The 14,603-nt window shown below is 64.0% G+C and carries 19 protein-coding genes and 1 pseudogene; 12 read left to right on the forward strand and 8 right to left on the reverse strand.

Annotation, left to right across the window (positions count from 1 at the left end):
* Positions 1–26: 26 nt before the first annotated feature.
* Complete coding sequence (locus F3H41_RS01310; RefSeq protein ID WP_149736787.1) at positions 27–1,679, forward strand: acyl-CoA dehydrogenase family protein; 1,653 nt, start codon at positions 27–29, stop codon at positions 1,677–1,679.
* Here the strand turns inward: F3H41_RS01310 and F3H41_RS01315 are convergent.
* Positions 1,661–2,596 carry an AEC family transporter gene (locus tag F3H41_RS01315; RefSeq protein WP_149736788.1) on the reverse strand — a complete coding sequence of 312 codons (936 nt, stop codon included), beginning with the start codon at positions 2,594–2,596 and terminating at the stop codon, positions 1,661–1,663. The two genes, F3H41_RS01310 and F3H41_RS01315, sit on opposite strands and share 19 nt — an antisense overlap.
* 237 nt (positions 2,597–2,833) lie before the next feature.
* Between F3H41_RS01315 and F3H41_RS21160 the strand changes: the two genes are divergently transcribed.
* Together F3H41_RS21160 and F3H41_RS01320 are read left to right on the forward strand one after the other, a co-directional pair.
* Positions 2,834–2,995, forward strand: a complete 162-nt coding sequence (locus F3H41_RS21160) for a hypothetical protein (RefSeq protein ID WP_188129394.1) — start codon at positions 2,834–2,836, stop codon at positions 2,993–2,995.
* A complete protein-coding gene (locus tag F3H41_RS01320) occupies positions 2,992–3,333 on the forward strand; it encodes a DUF6105 family protein (RefSeq protein WP_149736789.1) in 342 nt (113 codons plus the stop codon). The genes F3H41_RS21160 and F3H41_RS01320 overlap by 4 nt, the downstream gene beginning before the upstream one ends.
* On the opposite strand, the gene ruvX is transcribed toward F3H41_RS01320, so the two are convergent.
* Entirely contained in the window at positions 3,279–3,764 is a 486-nt protein-coding gene (gene ruvX / locus F3H41_RS01325) for a Holliday junction resolvase RuvX (RefSeq protein ID WP_149736790.1), read from the reverse strand. The two genes, F3H41_RS01320 and ruvX, sit on opposite strands and share 55 nt — an antisense overlap.
* Before the next feature lie 84 nt (positions 3,765–3,848).
* Here ruvX and F3H41_RS01330 point away from each other — a divergent pair, with 84 nt between their 5' ends.
* The 3 genes from F3H41_RS01330 (at position 3,849) to gatA (ending at position 6,494) form a co-directional block, all read left to right on the forward strand.
* On the forward strand, positions 3,849–4,553 hold the full coding sequence (locus tag F3H41_RS01330) for a metal-dependent hydrolase (RefSeq protein WP_149736791.1): 705 nt from the start codon (positions 3,849–3,851) through the stop codon (positions 4,551–4,553).
* 117 nt (positions 4,554–4,670) lie between these two features.
* Positions 4,671–4,958 carry an Asp-tRNA(Asn)/Glu-tRNA(Gln) amidotransferase subunit GatC gene (gatC, locus tag F3H41_RS01335; protein ID WP_149736792.1) on the forward strand — a complete coding sequence of 96 codons (288 nt, stop codon included), beginning with the start codon at positions 4,671–4,673 and terminating at the stop codon, positions 4,956–4,958.
* A 54-nt stretch (positions 4,959–5,012) separates the two neighbouring features.
* Positions 5,013–6,494 carry an Asp-tRNA(Asn)/Glu-tRNA(Gln) amidotransferase subunit GatA gene (gatA, locus tag F3H41_RS01340; RefSeq protein WP_149736793.1) on the forward strand — a complete coding sequence of 494 codons (1,482 nt, stop codon included), beginning with the start codon at positions 5,013–5,015 and terminating at the stop codon, positions 6,492–6,494.
* Positions 6,495–6,561: 67 nt separating this feature from the next.
* Here the strand turns inward: gatA and F3H41_RS01345 are convergent, their stop codons facing one another.
* Positions 6,562–6,819 (reverse strand): YjhX family toxin, encoded by a 258-nt coding sequence (locus tag F3H41_RS01345; RefSeq protein ID WP_149736794.1) that lies wholly within the window; start codon positions 6,817–6,819, stop codon positions 6,562–6,564.
* Positions 6,820–7,082: 263 nt separating this feature from the next.
* On the opposite strand from F3H41_RS01345, the gene F3H41_RS01350 reads away from it, so the two are divergent.
* Positions 7,083–7,595, forward strand: a complete 513-nt coding sequence (locus tag F3H41_RS01350; protein WP_149736795.1) for a GNAT family N-acetyltransferase — start codon at positions 7,083–7,085, stop codon at positions 7,593–7,595.
* Between the two features lie 6 nt (positions 7,596–7,601).
* Here F3H41_RS01350 and F3H41_RS01355 read toward each other — a convergent pair whose 3' ends face one another.
* Together F3H41_RS01355 and F3H41_RS01360 are read right to left on the reverse strand one after the other, a co-directional pair.
* Positions 7,602–7,823 (reverse strand): hypothetical protein, encoded by a 222-nt coding sequence (locus F3H41_RS01355; RefSeq protein WP_149736796.1) that lies wholly within the window; start codon positions 7,821–7,823, stop codon positions 7,602–7,604.
* Positions 7,813–8,100 (reverse strand): DUF6455 family protein, encoded by a 288-nt coding sequence (locus F3H41_RS01360; protein ID WP_149736797.1) that lies wholly within the window; start codon positions 8,098–8,100, stop codon positions 7,813–7,815. The genes F3H41_RS01355 and F3H41_RS01360 overlap by 11 nt, the downstream gene beginning before the upstream one ends.
* Before the next feature lie 174 nt (positions 8,101–8,274).
* On the opposite strand from F3H41_RS01360, the gene gatB reads away from it, so the two are divergent.
* Together gatB and F3H41_RS01370 are read left to right on the forward strand one after the other, a co-directional pair.
* Positions 8,275–9,783 carry an Asp-tRNA(Asn)/Glu-tRNA(Gln) amidotransferase subunit GatB gene (gene gatB / locus F3H41_RS01365; RefSeq protein WP_149736798.1) on the forward strand — a complete coding sequence of 503 codons (1,509 nt, stop codon included), beginning with the start codon at positions 8,275–8,277 and terminating at the stop codon, positions 9,781–9,783.
* Positions 9,783–10,280 carry a GNAT family N-acetyltransferase gene (locus F3H41_RS01370; RefSeq protein WP_149736799.1) on the forward strand — a complete coding sequence of 166 codons (498 nt, stop codon included), beginning with the start codon at positions 9,783–9,785 and terminating at the stop codon, positions 10,278–10,280. The genes gatB and F3H41_RS01370 overlap by 1 nt, the downstream gene beginning before the upstream one ends.
* A gap of 13 nt (positions 10,281–10,293) precedes the next feature.
* Here the strand turns inward: F3H41_RS01370 and F3H41_RS01375 are convergent, their stop codons facing one another.
* Positions 10,294–10,719, reverse strand: a complete 426-nt coding sequence (locus F3H41_RS01375) for a hypothetical protein (RefSeq protein WP_149736800.1) — start codon at positions 10,717–10,719, stop codon at positions 10,294–10,296.
* Between the two features lie 58 nt (positions 10,720–10,777).
* Between F3H41_RS01375 and F3H41_RS01380 the strand changes: the two genes are divergently transcribed.
* From F3H41_RS01380 to F3H41_RS01390, 3 genes and pseudogenes are all read left to right on the forward strand, one after another.
* Positions 10,778–11,248 (forward strand): GNAT family N-acetyltransferase, encoded by a 471-nt coding sequence (locus tag F3H41_RS01380; RefSeq protein WP_149736801.1) that lies wholly within the window; start codon positions 10,778–10,780, stop codon positions 11,246–11,248.
* Between the two features lie 110 nt (positions 11,249–11,358).
* Positions 11,359–11,757: an NADH:ubiquinone oxidoreductase subunit NDUFA12 gene (locus F3H41_RS01385; RefSeq protein ID WP_149736802.1), complete on the forward strand. Its 399-nt coding sequence runs from the start codon at positions 11,359–11,361 to the stop codon at positions 11,755–11,757.
* Positions 11,758–11,995: 238 nt separating this feature from the next.
* Positions 11,996–12,337: pseudogene (locus F3H41_RS01390) on the forward strand (DUF2155 domain-containing protein); the annotation flags it as partial.
* Positions 12,338–12,630: 293 nt separating this feature from the next.
* On the opposite strand, the gene aat reads toward F3H41_RS01390, so the two are convergent.
* Positions 12,631–13,239 carry a leucyl/phenylalanyl-tRNA--protein transferase gene (aat, locus tag F3H41_RS01395; protein ID WP_149736804.1) on the reverse strand — a complete coding sequence of 203 codons (609 nt, stop codon included), beginning with the start codon at positions 13,237–13,239 and terminating at the stop codon, positions 12,631–12,633.
* A gap of 17 nt (positions 13,240–13,256) precedes the next feature.
* Entirely contained in the window at positions 13,257–14,600 is a 1,344-nt protein-coding gene (accC, locus tag F3H41_RS01400) for an acetyl-CoA carboxylase biotin carboxylase subunit (protein ID WP_149736805.1), read from the reverse strand.
* Between the last annotated feature and the right edge of the window lie 3 nt (positions 14,601–14,603).

A 14,603-nucleotide genomic window follows, 5' to 3' on the forward strand; every position in this document is an offset into this window, starting at 1 on the left:
GTCAATCTTTTCGCTAGAAGCCCCTCATGACACGCACCACCCGCAGCGAACAGAAGCTCCTCGATCTCAACCAGCCGGCCCCCTGGTCGGGCGTCAATGCCTATCGCACCGATCCGCTGCTGGTGGACCTGACGAACCCCATGTCGGCGGCGCTGAAGGACGAGTTCGAACAGCTCGGCCGCTACGTGACCTCGCCGGAGGCGCAGGATCTTGCCCGCATGGCCAATGAGGGCGTGCCGAAGCTGCGCACCCACGGCCCGCGCGGCGAACGGCTTGATGTCGTGGAATTCCATCCCGCCTGGCATGCGTTGATGCGCCGCTCCATGGCAACGGGCCTGCATTCCTCCGTCTGGGAAAACCGCGAGGACGAACGCGGCCGCGCCCACAAGGCCCGCGCGATCCGCTTTTATCTGACGGCGCAGCTCGAATGCGGACACCTGTGCCCCCTGACCATGACCAGCGCCTCCGTTGCCGCGCTCGCCGCCAATCCGACCGTGCAGAAGGATTGGGCGCCGAAGATCCTGTCGCGCAAATATGACAGCACCAACCGCGCCTGGACGGAAAAGTCCGCCATCACCCTCGGCATGGGCATGACGGAAAAGCAGGGCGGTACGGATGTGCGCGCCAATACATCGACCGCCGAGCGGGTGGGCGAGGGCATCTATCGTCTTGCCGGCCACAAATGGTTCCTCTCCGCACCGATGAGCGACGCCTTCGTGATGCTGGCGCAGACGCGCGAGGGGCTCGGCTGCTTCCTCGTGCCGCGTCTTCTCGAAGATGGCTCGGCCAACGGCCTGCGCTTCCAGCGCCTCAAGGACAAGGTCGGCAACCGCTCCAATGCCTCCTCGGAGGTCGAGTTCGCTGACACCTTCGGCTTCGCGCTCGGCCCCACGGACCAGGGCGTGCGCACGATCCTCGACATGGTGACGCTGACCCGGCTCGACTGCGCCGTCGCCTCCGCCGGCATGATGCGCGCCTCGCTCTCCGAAGCGATCCACCACGTGCGTGGCCGCAAGGCCTTCGGCAAGGCGCTGGTCGATCAGCCCCTGATGACGCGCGTCCTGGCCGACATGGCGCTCGATGTCGCCGCCGCCAGCGCGCTCACCTTCCGCCTGGCCGATGCCTTCGACCGGGCCCGCTCCAGCCCCGAGGATGCGGCCTATGCCCGCATCATGACGCCGGTGGTCAAATACTGGGTCTGCAAGAGCGCTCCGCCGCTGATTTACGAGGCGATGGAGTGCCTTGGCGGCAGCGGCTATGTCGAGGAACGGCCGATCGCCCGCCATTACCGCGAGGCGCCGGTCAATGCCATCTGGGAGGGCTCCGGCAACGTCATGGCACTGGATGTGCTGAGGGTTCTGGCCCGTGGCCGCGATCTATTCGAACAACTCTTTGCCGTCATCGGCCGCGATCTCGGCCCGGCCGCCGCCAAGACCATCGACGTTCTCCGGGCCGCCATTTCGCTGTGCGAACGCGATGAGGGCGCGTCGCGCATGCTGGTCGAGCAATTGGCGCTGGCCGCTGCCGCTGCCGAGCTTTATCGCATCGGGGCAGGGCGCCTTGCCGATGCCTTCCTCGAGTCGCGCTTCGCCGGCGGCTGGCGCGCCACCTACGGCATGCTTGATTCCCGCTTTGATTCGACCTTCATGCTCGATCTTCTCTATCCCGAGACGAAGTAACCGGTGAGAGCCAGCACCAGCGGGATGGTGAAGAAGGACACGACCGTCTGCACCGTCGCAATGGCCGCATAAAGCGGCGCATCGCCGCCCATCTGCTTGGCGAGCAGATAGCCGTTCATGGCCGTCGGCACGGCCGCACCGAGCGCGATCGCCATCAGCGCATTGCCGCCTATGCCGAAAAGAAGCGCAAAACCGATCATGAAGGCCGGCATGACGACGAGCTTCAGCGCCACGCCGAGCAGCGTGACGGGCTTTGGTCGCAGCGCATCGCCCACCTTCAGTCCGGCCCCGACCATGACGAGGCCGAGGCTGAGGGACGCCGTGGCCAGCATGTCGACGGTGACCATCACAGGTCCGTAGACCGGGATGCCGGTGAGATTGATGAGGATGCCCGCGACGGAGGAAACGATCAGCGGGTTGGAGATGATTCTCAAGGCAAAGGTGCCGACGCCGCGCGATTGTCCGCCGAACCAGACGAGGACGCCGATATTGAAGAAATTGATGGGGATGATGATCAGCGTCATGATGAGCGCGATCATCGACAGACCCGTGTGACCGTAGAGCTTGTCGGCGATCGCGAGCGCCATGAATCCGTTCCAGCGCGTTGCCGTCTGGAAGACGGAGGTGAAGGCCGGCGCCGCGACGCCGCGTGCCCTCAAAAGCGGCCAGAGGGCCAGCACCAGCACCGACATCGCACAGATGCTGCCAATTGCGGCCAGCGCCGTGGCATCCGGTTTCAGGCCCGAGAAGTTGGCCTGCGCCAGCGTCGAGAAGAGCAGGGCGGGGAACAGCACGAAATAGCCGAACTGCTCGAGACCCGGCCAGATGGCCTGGTCGAGAAAGCGTGCCCGCCGCAGGAAGACGCCGATCAGAACGAGAAGGAAGATCGGCACGATGCTTTCGAAGATGAGGGTCATGTCAGTCCAGTGGGGAAATCGGCTGCGCGCTCCGAGGGTGGAGTGTGCCGCCAGCGCTTATAACGGCCCGGTGCCGCCTTCGCACCCCGCAAATTCTGCCCGACCCGGGAGGTGGCCGACAACGGCGCTCTGGACCTCACCCTGTCGATGTTAACCATGTTCGCGGCTTTGCCTTGAGGACGGGGTGCCAGCGCGACATGTTAGGGTTAAGAAAACGTTAACGACAGGGTTGCGACCATGATGGTCCGAATGGCTCACCTGGCGCTCGCGACGGCATTCTTTGCCGGGCTGGCGCTCGATATCACCGTTCCCGCAACCGTCCTGTCGGTTATGGGGCTTTGCCGCTGGCTGCTGGTGAACGGCATGCCGGGGTCGAGCCTTGAGGAGAGGGCCGCATGAAGTGGCTGTTGATCTTTTGGGCCGTGCCCGTCTCGCTGCTGGCGGGCTGGTATACGCTGTCCTACTACGACATGAGCTTCGGCATCTTCATGTTGACCCGTCAGGCCCATGATCTGGTCTTTGCGATCTATGGACAGATCCTTGGTCTGCCGCCGGAGAGCATCCCGCCGCTCGTGGCCCGTGCCATCGCCCTAGACAGCCTCCTCGTCTTCGCCATCTTCGCCTTCCGCAAGCGCCGCGCGATCGCCACCTGGTATCGCAGCAGGCGTGCCGACAAGGCGCCTCAGGCCTCGCCGCCCGTCCTTGCCAGCGATGCCAGCCTGTCCAGCACGCCCTGAAGAATGAAGGAAGCCGCGGCCGAATCAATGCGTTCGGCCCGCTTGGCGCGCGACACATCCATTTCGAGGAGCGCCCGTTCGGCGGCAACCGTCGACAGCCGCTCGTCCCAATAGACAAAGGGAATGGCCGTCAGCGCTTCCATATTTCGCACGAAGGCGCGCGTTGCCTGCACGCGCGGACCGGACGAGCCGTCCATGTTCACGGGAAGCCCGATGATGAAGGCGCCGACCCTTTCCTTCGCGGCAAAGGCCAGCAGCGCCTCGGCATCCGCGCCGAACTTGACGCGCTTCAAGACGGGCCGCGGCGTTGCGAATCGCCGCCCGAGGTCGGAGAGCGACAGGCCGATCGTCTTGGTGCCGAGATCGAGCCCCGCCACCGGTTGCCCCGGCAGAAGCTGGGCGTGCAGCCCTTCGATGGTGATGACGGTCATTGTCTTTCTCCGGTGGTCCTGCTTTTCAAAGGCGATCACGCCCCCATATCCTGCCTGGACCCGCATAGCACCCTGGAGAACCTCATGAAAATCCGTTGGCTCGGACATTCCGCCTTCCGCATCGAAACCGCGAAAGCCAAGATCCTCATCGATCCCTTCTTCACCGGCAATCCCGCCTTCGACGAGGCGCTGCGCAAGGAGGCGACCGCCGATCTCACCCATGTGCTGCTGACCCATGGCCATGGCGACCATGTGGGCGACACGATCGCGATTGCCAAGGAAACCGGCGCGACCGTTCTCGCCAATGCCGATCTCGCCGCCTGGCTCGGCTCCAAGGGCGTGGAAAAGCTCGACATGGGCAATACCGGCGGCACGGTGCATTTCGACGGCTTTTCCGCCACCTTCGTCAATGCGCTGCATTCCTCCGCGCAGATCACCGAGGACGGCGTCTCCCACGCGCTCGGCAATGCCAACGGCCTCGTGCTGCACATCGAGAACGAGGCGACCGTCTACCATATGGGCGACACCGACATCTTCTCCGACATGGGCCTCATCAACGAACTGCACCAGCCGGACGTCGGCCTCGTGCCGATCGGCGATCGCTTCACCATGGGCGGGGCCGTTGCGGCGCTCTCCTGCCAGCGCTTCTTCAATTTCCAGCACGTCATTCCCTGCCACTACGGCTCTTTCGGCATCATCGACAAGACGGCCGACACCTTCGTTGCCGCCATGGATGGCACGACGACCAAGGTCGAGGTGCTGGCCTCCGGCGCCACCTTCGAGGCGTAAGGCGGCGTATCGCCTTTCGCAGATGCCGATTTCCGGGGCGCGACGGTGGTCACCCGTTGCGCCCCGCAGCGCTGCTGGCTATAGCGGGTTTCACATTCGAAAGACCCGGAGAGCCTGATGTCCGTTGACCTTGCCACCGTGAAGCGCGTCGCGCGGCTTGCCCGCATTGCCGTGAACGAGGAAGATGCCACCCGCATGATGGGTGAACTCAATGCCATCCTCGGCTTCGTGGAGCAGCTTGGCGAAGTCGATGTCTCCGGCGTCGAGCCCATGACCTCGGTCACCCCCATGCAGATGAAGAAGCGCGAAGACCGTGTCACCGACGGCAACAAGGCCGACGACATCGTCGCCAATGCCCCGAACACGGACCGCAACTTCTTCCTCGTTCCCAAGGTCGTCGAGTAGGCCGGGCGTCTTCCCGCCGCCCGCTCCGTCCGCTGACCACCGAAAGTCCTTGAGATGACCGACCTGACCCGCCTGACCATTGCCGAAGCCCGCGAACGCCTTGCCGCAAAGGACGTGACCGCCGTCGAGCTGACCGACGCCTATCTGGCCGCCATCGAGGCCGCCAATCCGGCGATCAACGCCTATGTCACGGTGACGCCGGAGAAGGCCCGCGCCATGGCCAAGGCCTCCGACGCCCGCATCGCCGAGGGCAAGGCCGGCGCGCTCGAAGGCATTCCGCTCGGGATCAAGGACCTCTTCGCAACCGAAGGCGTCCACACCCAGGCCTGCAGCCACATCCTCGACGGCTTCCAGCCGAAATACGAATCGACCGTGACCCAGAACCTCTGGGAGGCCGGCGCCGTCATGCTTGGCAAACTCAACATGGACGAGTTCGCCATGGGCTCCTCCAACGAGAGCTCCTATTACGGCCCGGTGAAGAACCCCTGGCGCGCCAAGGGCTCGAATGCCGACCTCGTGCCGGGCGGCTCCTCGGGCGGCTCTGCCGCCGCCGTCGCGGCTTTCCTCTGCGCCGGCGCGACGGCGACCGATACGGGCGGGTCGATCCGCCAGCCGGCCGCCTTCACCGGCACCGTCGGCATCAAGCCCACCTATGGCCGCTGCTCGCGCTTCGGCATCGTCGCCTTCGCCTCCTCGCTCGACCAGGCCGGCCCGATTGCCCGCGACGTGCGCGATGCCGCGATCCTCTTGAAAGCTATGGCAAGCGTGGACGCCAAGGACACGACCTCGGTCGACCTGCCGGTCCCGGATTACGAAAAAGCCCTCGGCGGCTCGCTTAAGGGCATGAAGATCGGTATTCCGCGCGAATACCGCGTCGACGGCATGCCGGACGAGATCGAGGCGCTCTGGCAGCAGGGCATCGCCTGGCTGAAGGATGCCGGTGCCGAAATCGTCGATATCAGCCTGCCGCACACCAAGTATGCTCTGCCGGCCTACTACATCGTTGCCCCGGCCGAGGCCTCCTCCAACCTTGCCCGCTACGACGGCGTGCGCTACGGCCTGCGCGTCGATGGCAAGGACATCGTCGACATGTACGAGAAAACCCGCGCCGAAGGGTTTGGCACCGAGGTCAAGCGCCGCATCATGATCGGCACCTACGTGCTCTCGGCCGGCTATTACGATGCCTATTACCTTCAGGCCCAGAAGGTCCGCACGCTGATCAAGCGTGACTTCGAAGTCGCCTTCGACGCCGGTGTCGATGCGATCCTGACGCCCGCCACGCCGTCTTCTGCCTTCGGCATTGCCGATGAGGACCTCGCCTCCGATCCGGTCAAGATGTACCTCAACGACATCTTCACGGTGACCGTCAACATGGCCGGCCTGCCGGGCCTTTCGGTTCCCGCTGGCCTCGACCACAAGGGCCTGCCGCTCGGTCTCCAGCTTATCGGCAAGCCTTTTGAAGAAGAAACGCTCTTCAAGACGGCGCATGTCATTGAGCAGGCTGCCGGCCGCTTCTCCCCGGCCAAGTGGTGGTGACACGCCGCAACATCCTGTGACGACCAGAATGGGGGACGGCAGCGGACAGCGCCGTCCCCCTTTGTCGTCAGCGGTTGTCCGGTTCGGCGCGGACGAGTTGAAGTCCCCGGTCGGTGATCCGATAGGGTTGGCCGCCGACCGAGCGGATGGCCCGCTTCTGCTTCAGTTTGCGGAACGTCGTCAGTTCGATCCCGCCAAACACCCAGCCTTCGCGGGTGAAGAGCCGGAGCGCTTCGATTTTCCGGTTGTCATTGCGTGCGATTTCGATCCTGCCGCCTTGGGCGAGCAGGTGCAGAATGCGCTGTTCTGTGCGCGAAATATCCATGTCTGAAGTCCGGATAAGCCCGAATACGGGCGACAAAACGTATTCGCATGCGACGGGCGCAGCGAAGGCTTGGTTTTGTTGGGCCGGCGACCACGAAGAGCGGGCCGCGGCCCCTTAGCGGGACTCAGACGAGGTGGACATCAAAACTCCAATATGGACCGCGACAAAATACGCCAGCCATCGCCTTTGTTCAAGCATCTGTCATTATGCTGCGGTGCGCCATGCGCGCACGAGCTGTGTGAGCAGCAGGAAGGGCCACGTCTATGCCGACCATCCGCATTGCGCAGTCGAAGGACACGGCCCATCTCGCGGCCATCGGTTTGCGGTCTTGGGCCGGTGCCGTGGCGGGGCTGGCGGATGTCGATGCGATGCGGAGGAAGGCCGAGGACGCCTTCGTCTATTTCCTGCGCGACCATGCGCCGGCTGTCACCGTCGCGGAGCGCGACGGCGTGCCCGTCGGCTGGGCAGCGCGGGAAAAATATGACGGCTCGATCAGCGATCTCTGGGTCGATCCGGCCTTTCAGCGCCAGGGGGTCGGCACGGCACTGGTCGCGGCGCTGGAAGCGGACATGCTGGCAGCCGGTATTCCGTCGGCGGATATCCTGACCCATGCGCAGAATGCGCCGGCCATCGCTTTCTTCCAGCGTCGCGGCTACCGCATCCACTGGCTCTCCACCCAATATTCGGCCCGCCTCGACCGTGATGTCGAATCGGTCGGCATGATCCGCGATCTCGTGGAGCCGGGTGCGGACGGGACGGGATACGGCTCGGTCTGATTCCCGTCAGGCCGTTGGCTCGACGAGTCGTTTCGCCGTCCCGCCGCCCGGTATGGCAAGCAGGCGGCAGAGCTGATGCCGCGCCATCTGATCATCCGGTCCAGGCGCTGCCGGGCAGATGCCGTGACGCTGGGCGTAGTGGCAGGTGTCGAGCTTCTGACAGAGCGCGGCGCCGGCGAAACCGGCGGGGCCAGAGCGTGCCGGAAGACCGGGACGCTCAGGACGCATGGCGCTCACCGGAAGTCAGGCCGGGCCGGTCGAACAGCCGCTCGAAGAGGTCGTGATTGGTGCAGTAGGACGGCGCCTCGTCGGCGACATCGGCCTGCGCCAGAAAATGACGGCAGGCATCCGGTTGCGAGCAGCCGGCACAGCGCTCGACGGCGCGGGCCAGAACCGCACGCCGATCCGGCAGGCGCCGCATCGTCTCGCAAAGACCGAGCTTGCGGATCATCGCATCCACGAGGCCGCTTTCCTCGCTGGTCAGAAACTGTCGGATCATCCCCATGGCATGCCTCTCCGGTTTGAGCCTTAGCCATGCTGCGCCCTGATGCAGGCGCGCGCCTTGATCCCGATCAACCGCCTGTCCAACTCTCGTGCCAAGCCTTGCGCCGCCGGTGTCTTTGCTCTAACCCGATCCGGAACCAAACCTTTATCTTCAAGGGCATTTCGAGGGCATTCCATGACCATCGTCGACGTACGCACCCCCGATCCGAAGCGGCTCATCCCCGGCGCCACCGGCGACTGGGAAGTCATCATCGGCATGGAGGTGCATGCGCAGGTCCTGTCGAATTCCAAGCTCTTCTCCGGCGCCGCCACCGTCTTCGGCAATGCGCCGAACGCCAATGTGTCGCTGGTCGATGCCGCCATGCCTGGCATGCTGCCCGTCATCAACGAAGAATGCGTCGCACAAGCCGTGCGCACCGGTCTCGGATTGAAGGCTGAGATCAACAAGCGCTCGGTCTTCGACCGCAAGAACTACTTCTATCCGGACCTGCCGCAGGGCTACCAGATCTCGCAGTTCAAGGACCCGATCGTCGGCGAGGGCAAGATCGTCATCTCGCTCGGTCCCGACCGTCAGGGCCAATTCGAGGATATCGAGATCGGAATCGAGCGCCTGCACCTGGAGCAGGACGCCGGCAAGTCGATGCACGACCAGCATCCGACCATGTCCTATGTGGACCTCAACCGCTCTGGCGTCGCGCTGATGGAAATCGTGTCGAAGCCCGACATGCGCTCCTCCGACGAGGCCAAGGCCTATATGACGAAGCTGCGCTCCATCGTGCGCTATCTCGGCACCTGCGATGGCAACATGGACGAAGGCTCCATGCGCGCCGACGTCAATGTCTCCGTGCGCCGCCCCGGCGAAGCTTTCGGCACGCGCTGCGAGATTAAGAACGTCAACTCGATCCGCTTCATCGGCCAGGCCATCGAATACGAGGCGCGCCGCCAGATCGCGATTCTCGAGGACGGCGGCTCCATCGATCAGGAAACCCGTTTGTTTGATCCGGGCAAGGGCGAGACGCGCTCCATGCGCTCGAAGGAAGATGCGCATGATTACCGCTACTTCCCCGATCCCGATCTCCTGCCGCTCGAATTTGACGACGCCTTTGTCGAGGCGCTGAAGAAGGATCTGCCGGAACTGCCGGATGACAAGAAGGCGCGGTTCGTCGCCGAACTCGGCCTCTCCGTCTACGACGCCTCGGTGCTGGTTTCGGAAAAGGCGATTGCCGACTATTTCGAAGCCGTCGCCGCCGGCCGAGATGGCAAGACGGCCGCCAACTGGGTCATCAACGACCTCCTCGGCGCCTTGAACAAAGCCGGCAAAGGCATTGAAGAGACTCCGGTTTCCCCCGCCCAGCTTGGCGGCATCATCGACCTCATAAAGGCCGAGACCATCTCCGGCAAGATCGCCAAGGACCTCTTCGAGATTGTCTGGAACGAAGGCGGCGATCCCGCCGAACTCGTCGAAAGCCGCGGCATGAAGCAGGTGACCGACACCGGCGCCATCGAAAAGGCCGTGGACGACATCATCGCCGCCAACCCCGATCAGGTGGCCAAGGTGAAGGCCAAGCCGACGCTCGCCGGCTGGTTCGTCGGTCAGGTCATGAAGTCCACCGGCGGCAAGGCCAATCCGCAGGCCGTGCAGGCCCTCGTGAAGGCCAAGCTCGGCATTGAGGACGAGGCCTGATGTTCTTCGTCCGCAGCGCCTCCGACAAGGACATGGCCGCTGTCAGCGCGCTGCTGGGCGAGACCTGGCACGCGACCTATGATGCGCTTTACGGCGCCGAGCGGGTCGCGGCCATCACCGCCGACTGGCATGCGCCGGCAGCTTTGAAGCGCCAACTGGCAAGGCCAGATGGCGAGTTTCTCGTGGCCGATGATGGCCTGCGTATCGGCGGCATGGCCTTTGCCGCCCCGGTGAAGGGGGACAGCGACACGGTGCAACTGCACCAGCTCTACGTCCACCCGGATTTCCAGCGCATGGGCGTCGGCCGCGATCTCTTCGCAGAGCTCGAAACCTGCTTCCCGGATGCCAAGCGCATGCGCGCCGAAGTCGAGCCGAAGAATATCGTCGCTATCGCCTTTTACGAGGCCCATGGATTCACGCCGGTCGGCCGGACGAACAATTGCGGTGCCGAGGAGTCGGCCATTCCAGCCCTGATCTACGAGAAGGCGCTCGGCTGAGCGGGTCGTCGCCTCACGGCTCGATAGGATGCTCCGTGCCGTCCTCGTCATAGAGCGCAACCGGTGCGCATTCGATGACGTCCTTGCGCACCGTGGGATCACAGGCCGCCTTGGCCGCGGCGAGTGCCAATTCCCTGGTGTTCCAGCCGCAGAAATATTCGTGCCAATGCGGCCCCTCGCTGCTCTGCACGAAAAGATCGACGCTCCAGAAGCCGGGATAGCACCAGGCCTGCTCGATGCAGTCTTCGGCCGCCGCACCTTGGGCGACGCACTTTTTCTTCGCGCAGGCGAAGGCCTCCTGCGGCGTGGCGCCCGTGCAGACACCGCCGCCCTGTTCCACCGCCTGCACGAAAGCGATGCCGTGTCGCCCGTCTGCAGCCAGCGCAGGGGCGGAGAAGGCGAGCAGGGGGATCAGAACGGCGGCGGTGCGGCGTGTCATCAAATTGTCTCCAAAGCCGGTGTAGGGCCGGATCATCGCATGTCAGGTCCGGAAAGCAATGTCTCCCGCATCTCCTCTTCTCATCCGCCCGGCCCGCCGCGGCGATCTGCGTGACATCATTTCCCTCTTTGCCGACGATCCTTTGGGTGGGCACGGTGACACGCTCGCGCCCGATGCCTTCCCCGCCTATCTCGCCGCCTTTGAGCGCATCGCCTCGACACCCACCGAAGCGCTTTACGTGGCCGAAGAGGCGGGCGAGGTAGTTGGCACCTTCCAGACGACGCTGACGACATCCCTGACCGGCCGCGGTCGCACGACGATGATTCTCGAAGCCGTTCAAGTGCGCGCCGACCGTCGCGGCCGCCAGATTGGCGAGGCCATGGTTCGCGAGGCCGAGCGGTTGGCCCTTGCGGCGGGCGCGGCCACGCTGAAGCTCACCTCCAACATGGCCCGCGAGGGCGCCCACCGATTCTACGAACGTCTCGGCTTCGACCGCTCCCATTACGGCTTCAAACGCACCCTGAAATAAGTGCGAGACCATTTGAAACGCTGGACAATGTCCGTCGGGAGCGGCATAAGCGCAGGTGAGAAAATGGTGCGGTGCAAGCGCGCCGCGCGACCGATTAAGGGCGAGTGCTCATGTCTTTGCTGACGCAGATCTTCACCTGGTGGAACGGCCAGACCATCGGAACGCGCTTCCACACCTGGCGCTTCGGTACGAAGGTCGGTCAGGACGAGTTCGGCAACGTCTATTACGAGGGCGGGCGCAAGGACACCGAGGGCCGCACGCGCCGCTGGGTGATCTATAATGGCTACGCCGAAGCCTCGGCCATTCCGCCGGGCTGGCACGGCTGGATGCACCACCGCACCGACACGCCGCCGAGCAAGGAAAACTACGTGGCGCGCGACTGGCAGAAGCAGCACCGCCCCAATCCGACCGGCACCTCCGAAGCCTATCGTCCGCCGGGCTCCATCACCCGCGCCGGCGAACGCCCGAAGGTGAGCGGCGACTACGACGCCTGGACGCCCGGCGCCTGAGGCATTGCGCGCCACGGGACCCGGCCGATGCGTGACCTTGCGTCGGCCATAATTCTTCCCTAGGCCTTCGTCCGTGACAGAAGCGGCCATCCTTGCATAGGAATCTTCGGCCCGGCGCGGACAGACAGGAAACGAACGATCAATGGCATCGGTGGGTGGTATCTCGAAACGGCTTTTGATGGCGGCTGGCGCGCTGGCGGCCACCGTGCTGCAAGGGCCGGCGATCGCCGAGGCGGCGCAGATCAAGAACCCCGTGGCCGTCTTCTCCGGCATCGACAAGATCACGGGCCGCATCACCACCTTCGACGTCTATCTCGGCGAGACCGTGCAGTTCGGCGCGCTGCAGGTAACGCCGCGCGTCTGCTACACCCGTGATGATACGGAAGCGGCCAAGACGACGACCTTCGTGGAAGTCGACGAGATCACCCTCGACCGTAAGATCCGCCGCATCTTCACCGGCTGGATGTTCGCCGATAGTCCCGGCCTCAACGCGGTCGAGCACCCCGTCTACGACGTCTGGCTGAAGGACTGCAAGCAGCAGTCCGACATGCCGGCGCCGGATACGGCTGCGCAGCAGTAGGGGTCTGCGGCGTCCGACTTGCGCCGCGCTACGGAGCATTTGTCGCTCAAACCCCTCGGGAAAACCTAAGCAATCCCACGACCTAGTCATTCCGGCCTTGAGCCGGAATCTAGCCAGCCCAAGTCATTGGGCTGAAAGGGTCTTTGGACGTGCGGACGCACGTCCACTGGATTCCGGCTCAAGGCCGGAATGACGGAGATAATGCGATTTTTCGTCTCACCGCTCTCTGGACCTGAACCACGTGAGAGTTGGGCAAAGCCACCGCTTCTCGATCACCTAAGTAAGACATTCGCTCACCCGAACGGAATATTCGGCATCGAGACAGCGCGCGCCAGCATCTTTTCGTAGCGCTGCTTGGGCACGTCGATGGCGCCGAAGGTTTTCAGGTGCTCGGTGGTGAACTGAGTGTCGAGCAGCACGAAGCCGCGCTGGCGCAGGCGCTCGACCAGATGCACGAGGCAGATCTTCGAGGCGTTGGTGGCGCGCGAGAACATGCTCTCGCCGAAGAAGGCGCCGCCGAGCGAGACGCCGTAGAGACCGCCGACCAGCGTGTCGTCCTCGAAGGCCTCCACGCTGTGGGCATAGCCCATGCGGTGCAGCATCGAGTAGAGCTTGACGATCTTGCTGTTGATCCAGGTGTTTTCGCGGCCCGGCGCCGGGGAGGCGCAGCCCTTCAAGACGTCGGCAAAGGCGGTGTTGACGCGGATATCGAAGGGGGCCTTGCGCATGGCCTTGGCAAGGCTGCGCGGCACGTGGAAATCACTGAGCGGGATCACGCCACGGATCTCCGGCTCGACCCAGAAGAGTTCGGGGTCATCCGCCGAATCGGCCATTGGAAACAGGCCGATCGAATAGGCGCGCAGAAGGAGTTCGGGGGTAATGTCCGGTTCCTTGCTGCGCATCCTGGTCCTTCAGTGCCTCAATCGGTCTTGGCTGCCAGATACTTTTCCAGCCAGTGGATGTCGTAGTCGCCATTGGCAATGTCCTGGTTGGACACGAGATCCTGGAAAAGCGGCAGGGTGGTCTTGATGCCGTCGACGACGAATTCGTCGAGAACGCGCCGCAGACGCATCATGCATTCGACGCGGGTGCGCCCGTGCACGATGAGCTTGCCGATCAGGCTGTCATAGTAGGGCGGGATCTTGTAGCCCGCATAGGCGCCCGAATCGACGCGCACGCCAAGCCCGCCCGGCGCATGGAAATGCGTGATCGTGCCCGGAGACGGCGTGAAGGTGCGCGGGTCCTCCGCATTGATGCGGCACTCGATCGCGTGGCCGGAAAAGACGATGTCTTCCTGCGCAACGGACAGGCCGCCGCCGGAGGCAACGCGGATCTGCTCATGCACGAGGTCGATACCCGTGATCGCTTCGGTGATCGGATGCTCCACCTGCAGGCGCGTGTTCATTTCGATGAAATAGAACTCGCCGTTTTCGTAGAGAAACTCGACCGTACCGGCACCGCGATACTTCATCTTCTTCATGGCGTCGGCGCAGATCTGGCCGATCTTCATGCGCTGCTCGACATTGAGCGCCGGGGAGTTGGCCTCTTCCCAGACCTTCTGGTGGCGGCGCTGCAGCGAGCAGTCGCGCTCGCCGAGATGGATCGCATTGCCCTCGCCATCGCCCACGACCTGGATTTCGATATGGCGCGGCTTTTCGAGATACTTTTCCATGTAGACGGCGGCATTGCCGAAAGCCGCAGAAGCTTCCGAGCGGGCCGTGTCGAAGGCTTCCATCAGGTCGGCTTCGGTCTTGGCGACCTTCATGCCGCGTCCGCCACCACCGGCTGTTGCCTTGATGAGAACCGGAAAGCCGATCTTGCGGCCCGTTTCCAGAACGTTTTCCGCCGTCACCTCGCCATCCGAGCCGGGAACGACGGGAATGCCGAGCTCCATGGCCGTCTGCTTGGCGGTGATCTTGTCACCCATCAGGCGGATGTGTTCGGCCGTCGGGCCGATGAAGGTGATGCCATGCGCTTCGAGGATATCGGCGAACTTGGCATTTTCCGAAAGGAAGCCGTAGCCGGGGTGGACGGCATCCGCACCCGTGATTTCGCAGGCCGCGACGATCTGGTGGATGTTGAGGTAGCTGTCGCGCGAGGGCGGCGGGCCGATGCAGACGCTTTCATCTGCAAGGCGCACATGCATGGCGTCGGCATCCGCCGTCGAATGCACGGCAACGGTCGCAATGCCGAGTTCCTTGCAGGCGCGCAGAACCCGGAGTGCGATTTCGCCGCGATTGGCGATGAGGACCTTCGAGATCATGGG

The sequence above is a fragment of the Rhizobium sp. RU20A genome (assembly GCF_900155885.1).
Classification (GTDB): domain Bacteria; phylum Pseudomonadota; class Alphaproteobacteria; order Rhizobiales; family Rhizobiaceae; genus RU20A.

Excerpts from the sequence above, each read along its gene's own strand:
- F3H41_RS01310 (WP_149736787.1), top strand. The coding sequence starts at position 27 with ATGACACGCACCACCCGCAGCGAACAGAAGCTCCTCGATCTCAACCAG.
- F3H41_RS01315 (WP_149736788.1), bottom strand. The coding sequence starts at position 2,596 with ATGACCCTCATCTTCGAAAGCATCGTGCCGATCTTCCTTCTCGTTCTG.
- F3H41_RS21160 (WP_188129394.1), top strand. The coding sequence starts at position 2,834 with ATGATGGTCCGAATGGCTCACCTGGCGCTCGCGACGGCATTCTTTGCC.
- F3H41_RS01320 (WP_149736789.1), top strand. The coding sequence starts at position 2,992 with ATGAAGTGGCTGTTGATCTTTTGGGCCGTGCCCGTCTCGCTGCTGGCG.
- ruvX (WP_149736790.1), bottom strand. The coding sequence starts at position 3,764 with ATGACCGTCATCACCATCGAAGGGCTGCACGCCCAGCTTCTGCCGGGG.
- F3H41_RS01330 (WP_149736791.1), top strand. The coding sequence starts at position 3,849 with ATGAAAATCCGTTGGCTCGGACATTCCGCCTTCCGCATCGAAACCGCG.
- gatC (WP_149736792.1), top strand. The coding sequence starts at position 4,671 with ATGTCCGTTGACCTTGCCACCGTGAAGCGCGTCGCGCGGCTTGCCCGC.
- gatA (WP_149736793.1), top strand. The coding sequence starts at position 5,013 with ATGACCGACCTGACCCGCCTGACCATTGCCGAAGCCCGCGAACGCCTT.
- F3H41_RS01345 (WP_149736794.1), bottom strand. The coding sequence starts at position 6,819 with ATGGATATTTCGCGCACAGAACAGCGCATTCTGCACCTGCTCGCCCAA.
- F3H41_RS01350 (WP_149736795.1), top strand. The coding sequence starts at position 7,083 with ATGCCGACCATCCGCATTGCGCAGTCGAAGGACACGGCCCATCTCGCG.
- F3H41_RS01355 (WP_149736796.1), bottom strand. The coding sequence starts at position 7,823 with ATGCGTCCTGAGCGTCCCGGTCTTCCGGCACGCTCTGGCCCCGCCGGT.
- F3H41_RS01360 (WP_149736797.1), bottom strand. The coding sequence starts at position 8,100 with ATGGGGATGATCCGACAGTTTCTGACCAGCGAGGAAAGCGGCCTCGTG.
- gatB (WP_149736798.1), top strand. The coding sequence starts at position 8,275 with ATGACCATCGTCGACGTACGCACCCCCGATCCGAAGCGGCTCATCCCC.
- F3H41_RS01370 (WP_149736799.1), top strand. The coding sequence starts at position 9,783 with ATGTTCTTCGTCCGCAGCGCCTCCGACAAGGACATGGCCGCTGTCAGC.
- F3H41_RS01375 (WP_149736800.1), bottom strand. The coding sequence starts at position 10,719 with ATGACACGCCGCACCGCCGCCGTTCTGATCCCCCTGCTCGCCTTCTCC.
- F3H41_RS01380 (WP_149736801.1), top strand. The coding sequence starts at position 10,778 with ATGTCTCCCGCATCTCCTCTTCTCATCCGCCCGGCCCGCCGCGGCGAT.
- F3H41_RS01385 (WP_149736802.1), top strand. The coding sequence starts at position 11,359 with ATGTCTTTGCTGACGCAGATCTTCACCTGGTGGAACGGCCAGACCATC.
- aat (WP_149736804.1), bottom strand. The coding sequence starts at position 13,239 with ATGCGCAGCAAGGAACCGGACATTACCCCCGAACTCCTTCTGCGCGCC.
- accC (WP_149736805.1), bottom strand. The coding sequence starts at position 14,600 with ATGATCTCGAAGGTCCTCATCGCCAATCGCGGCGAAATCGCACTCCGG.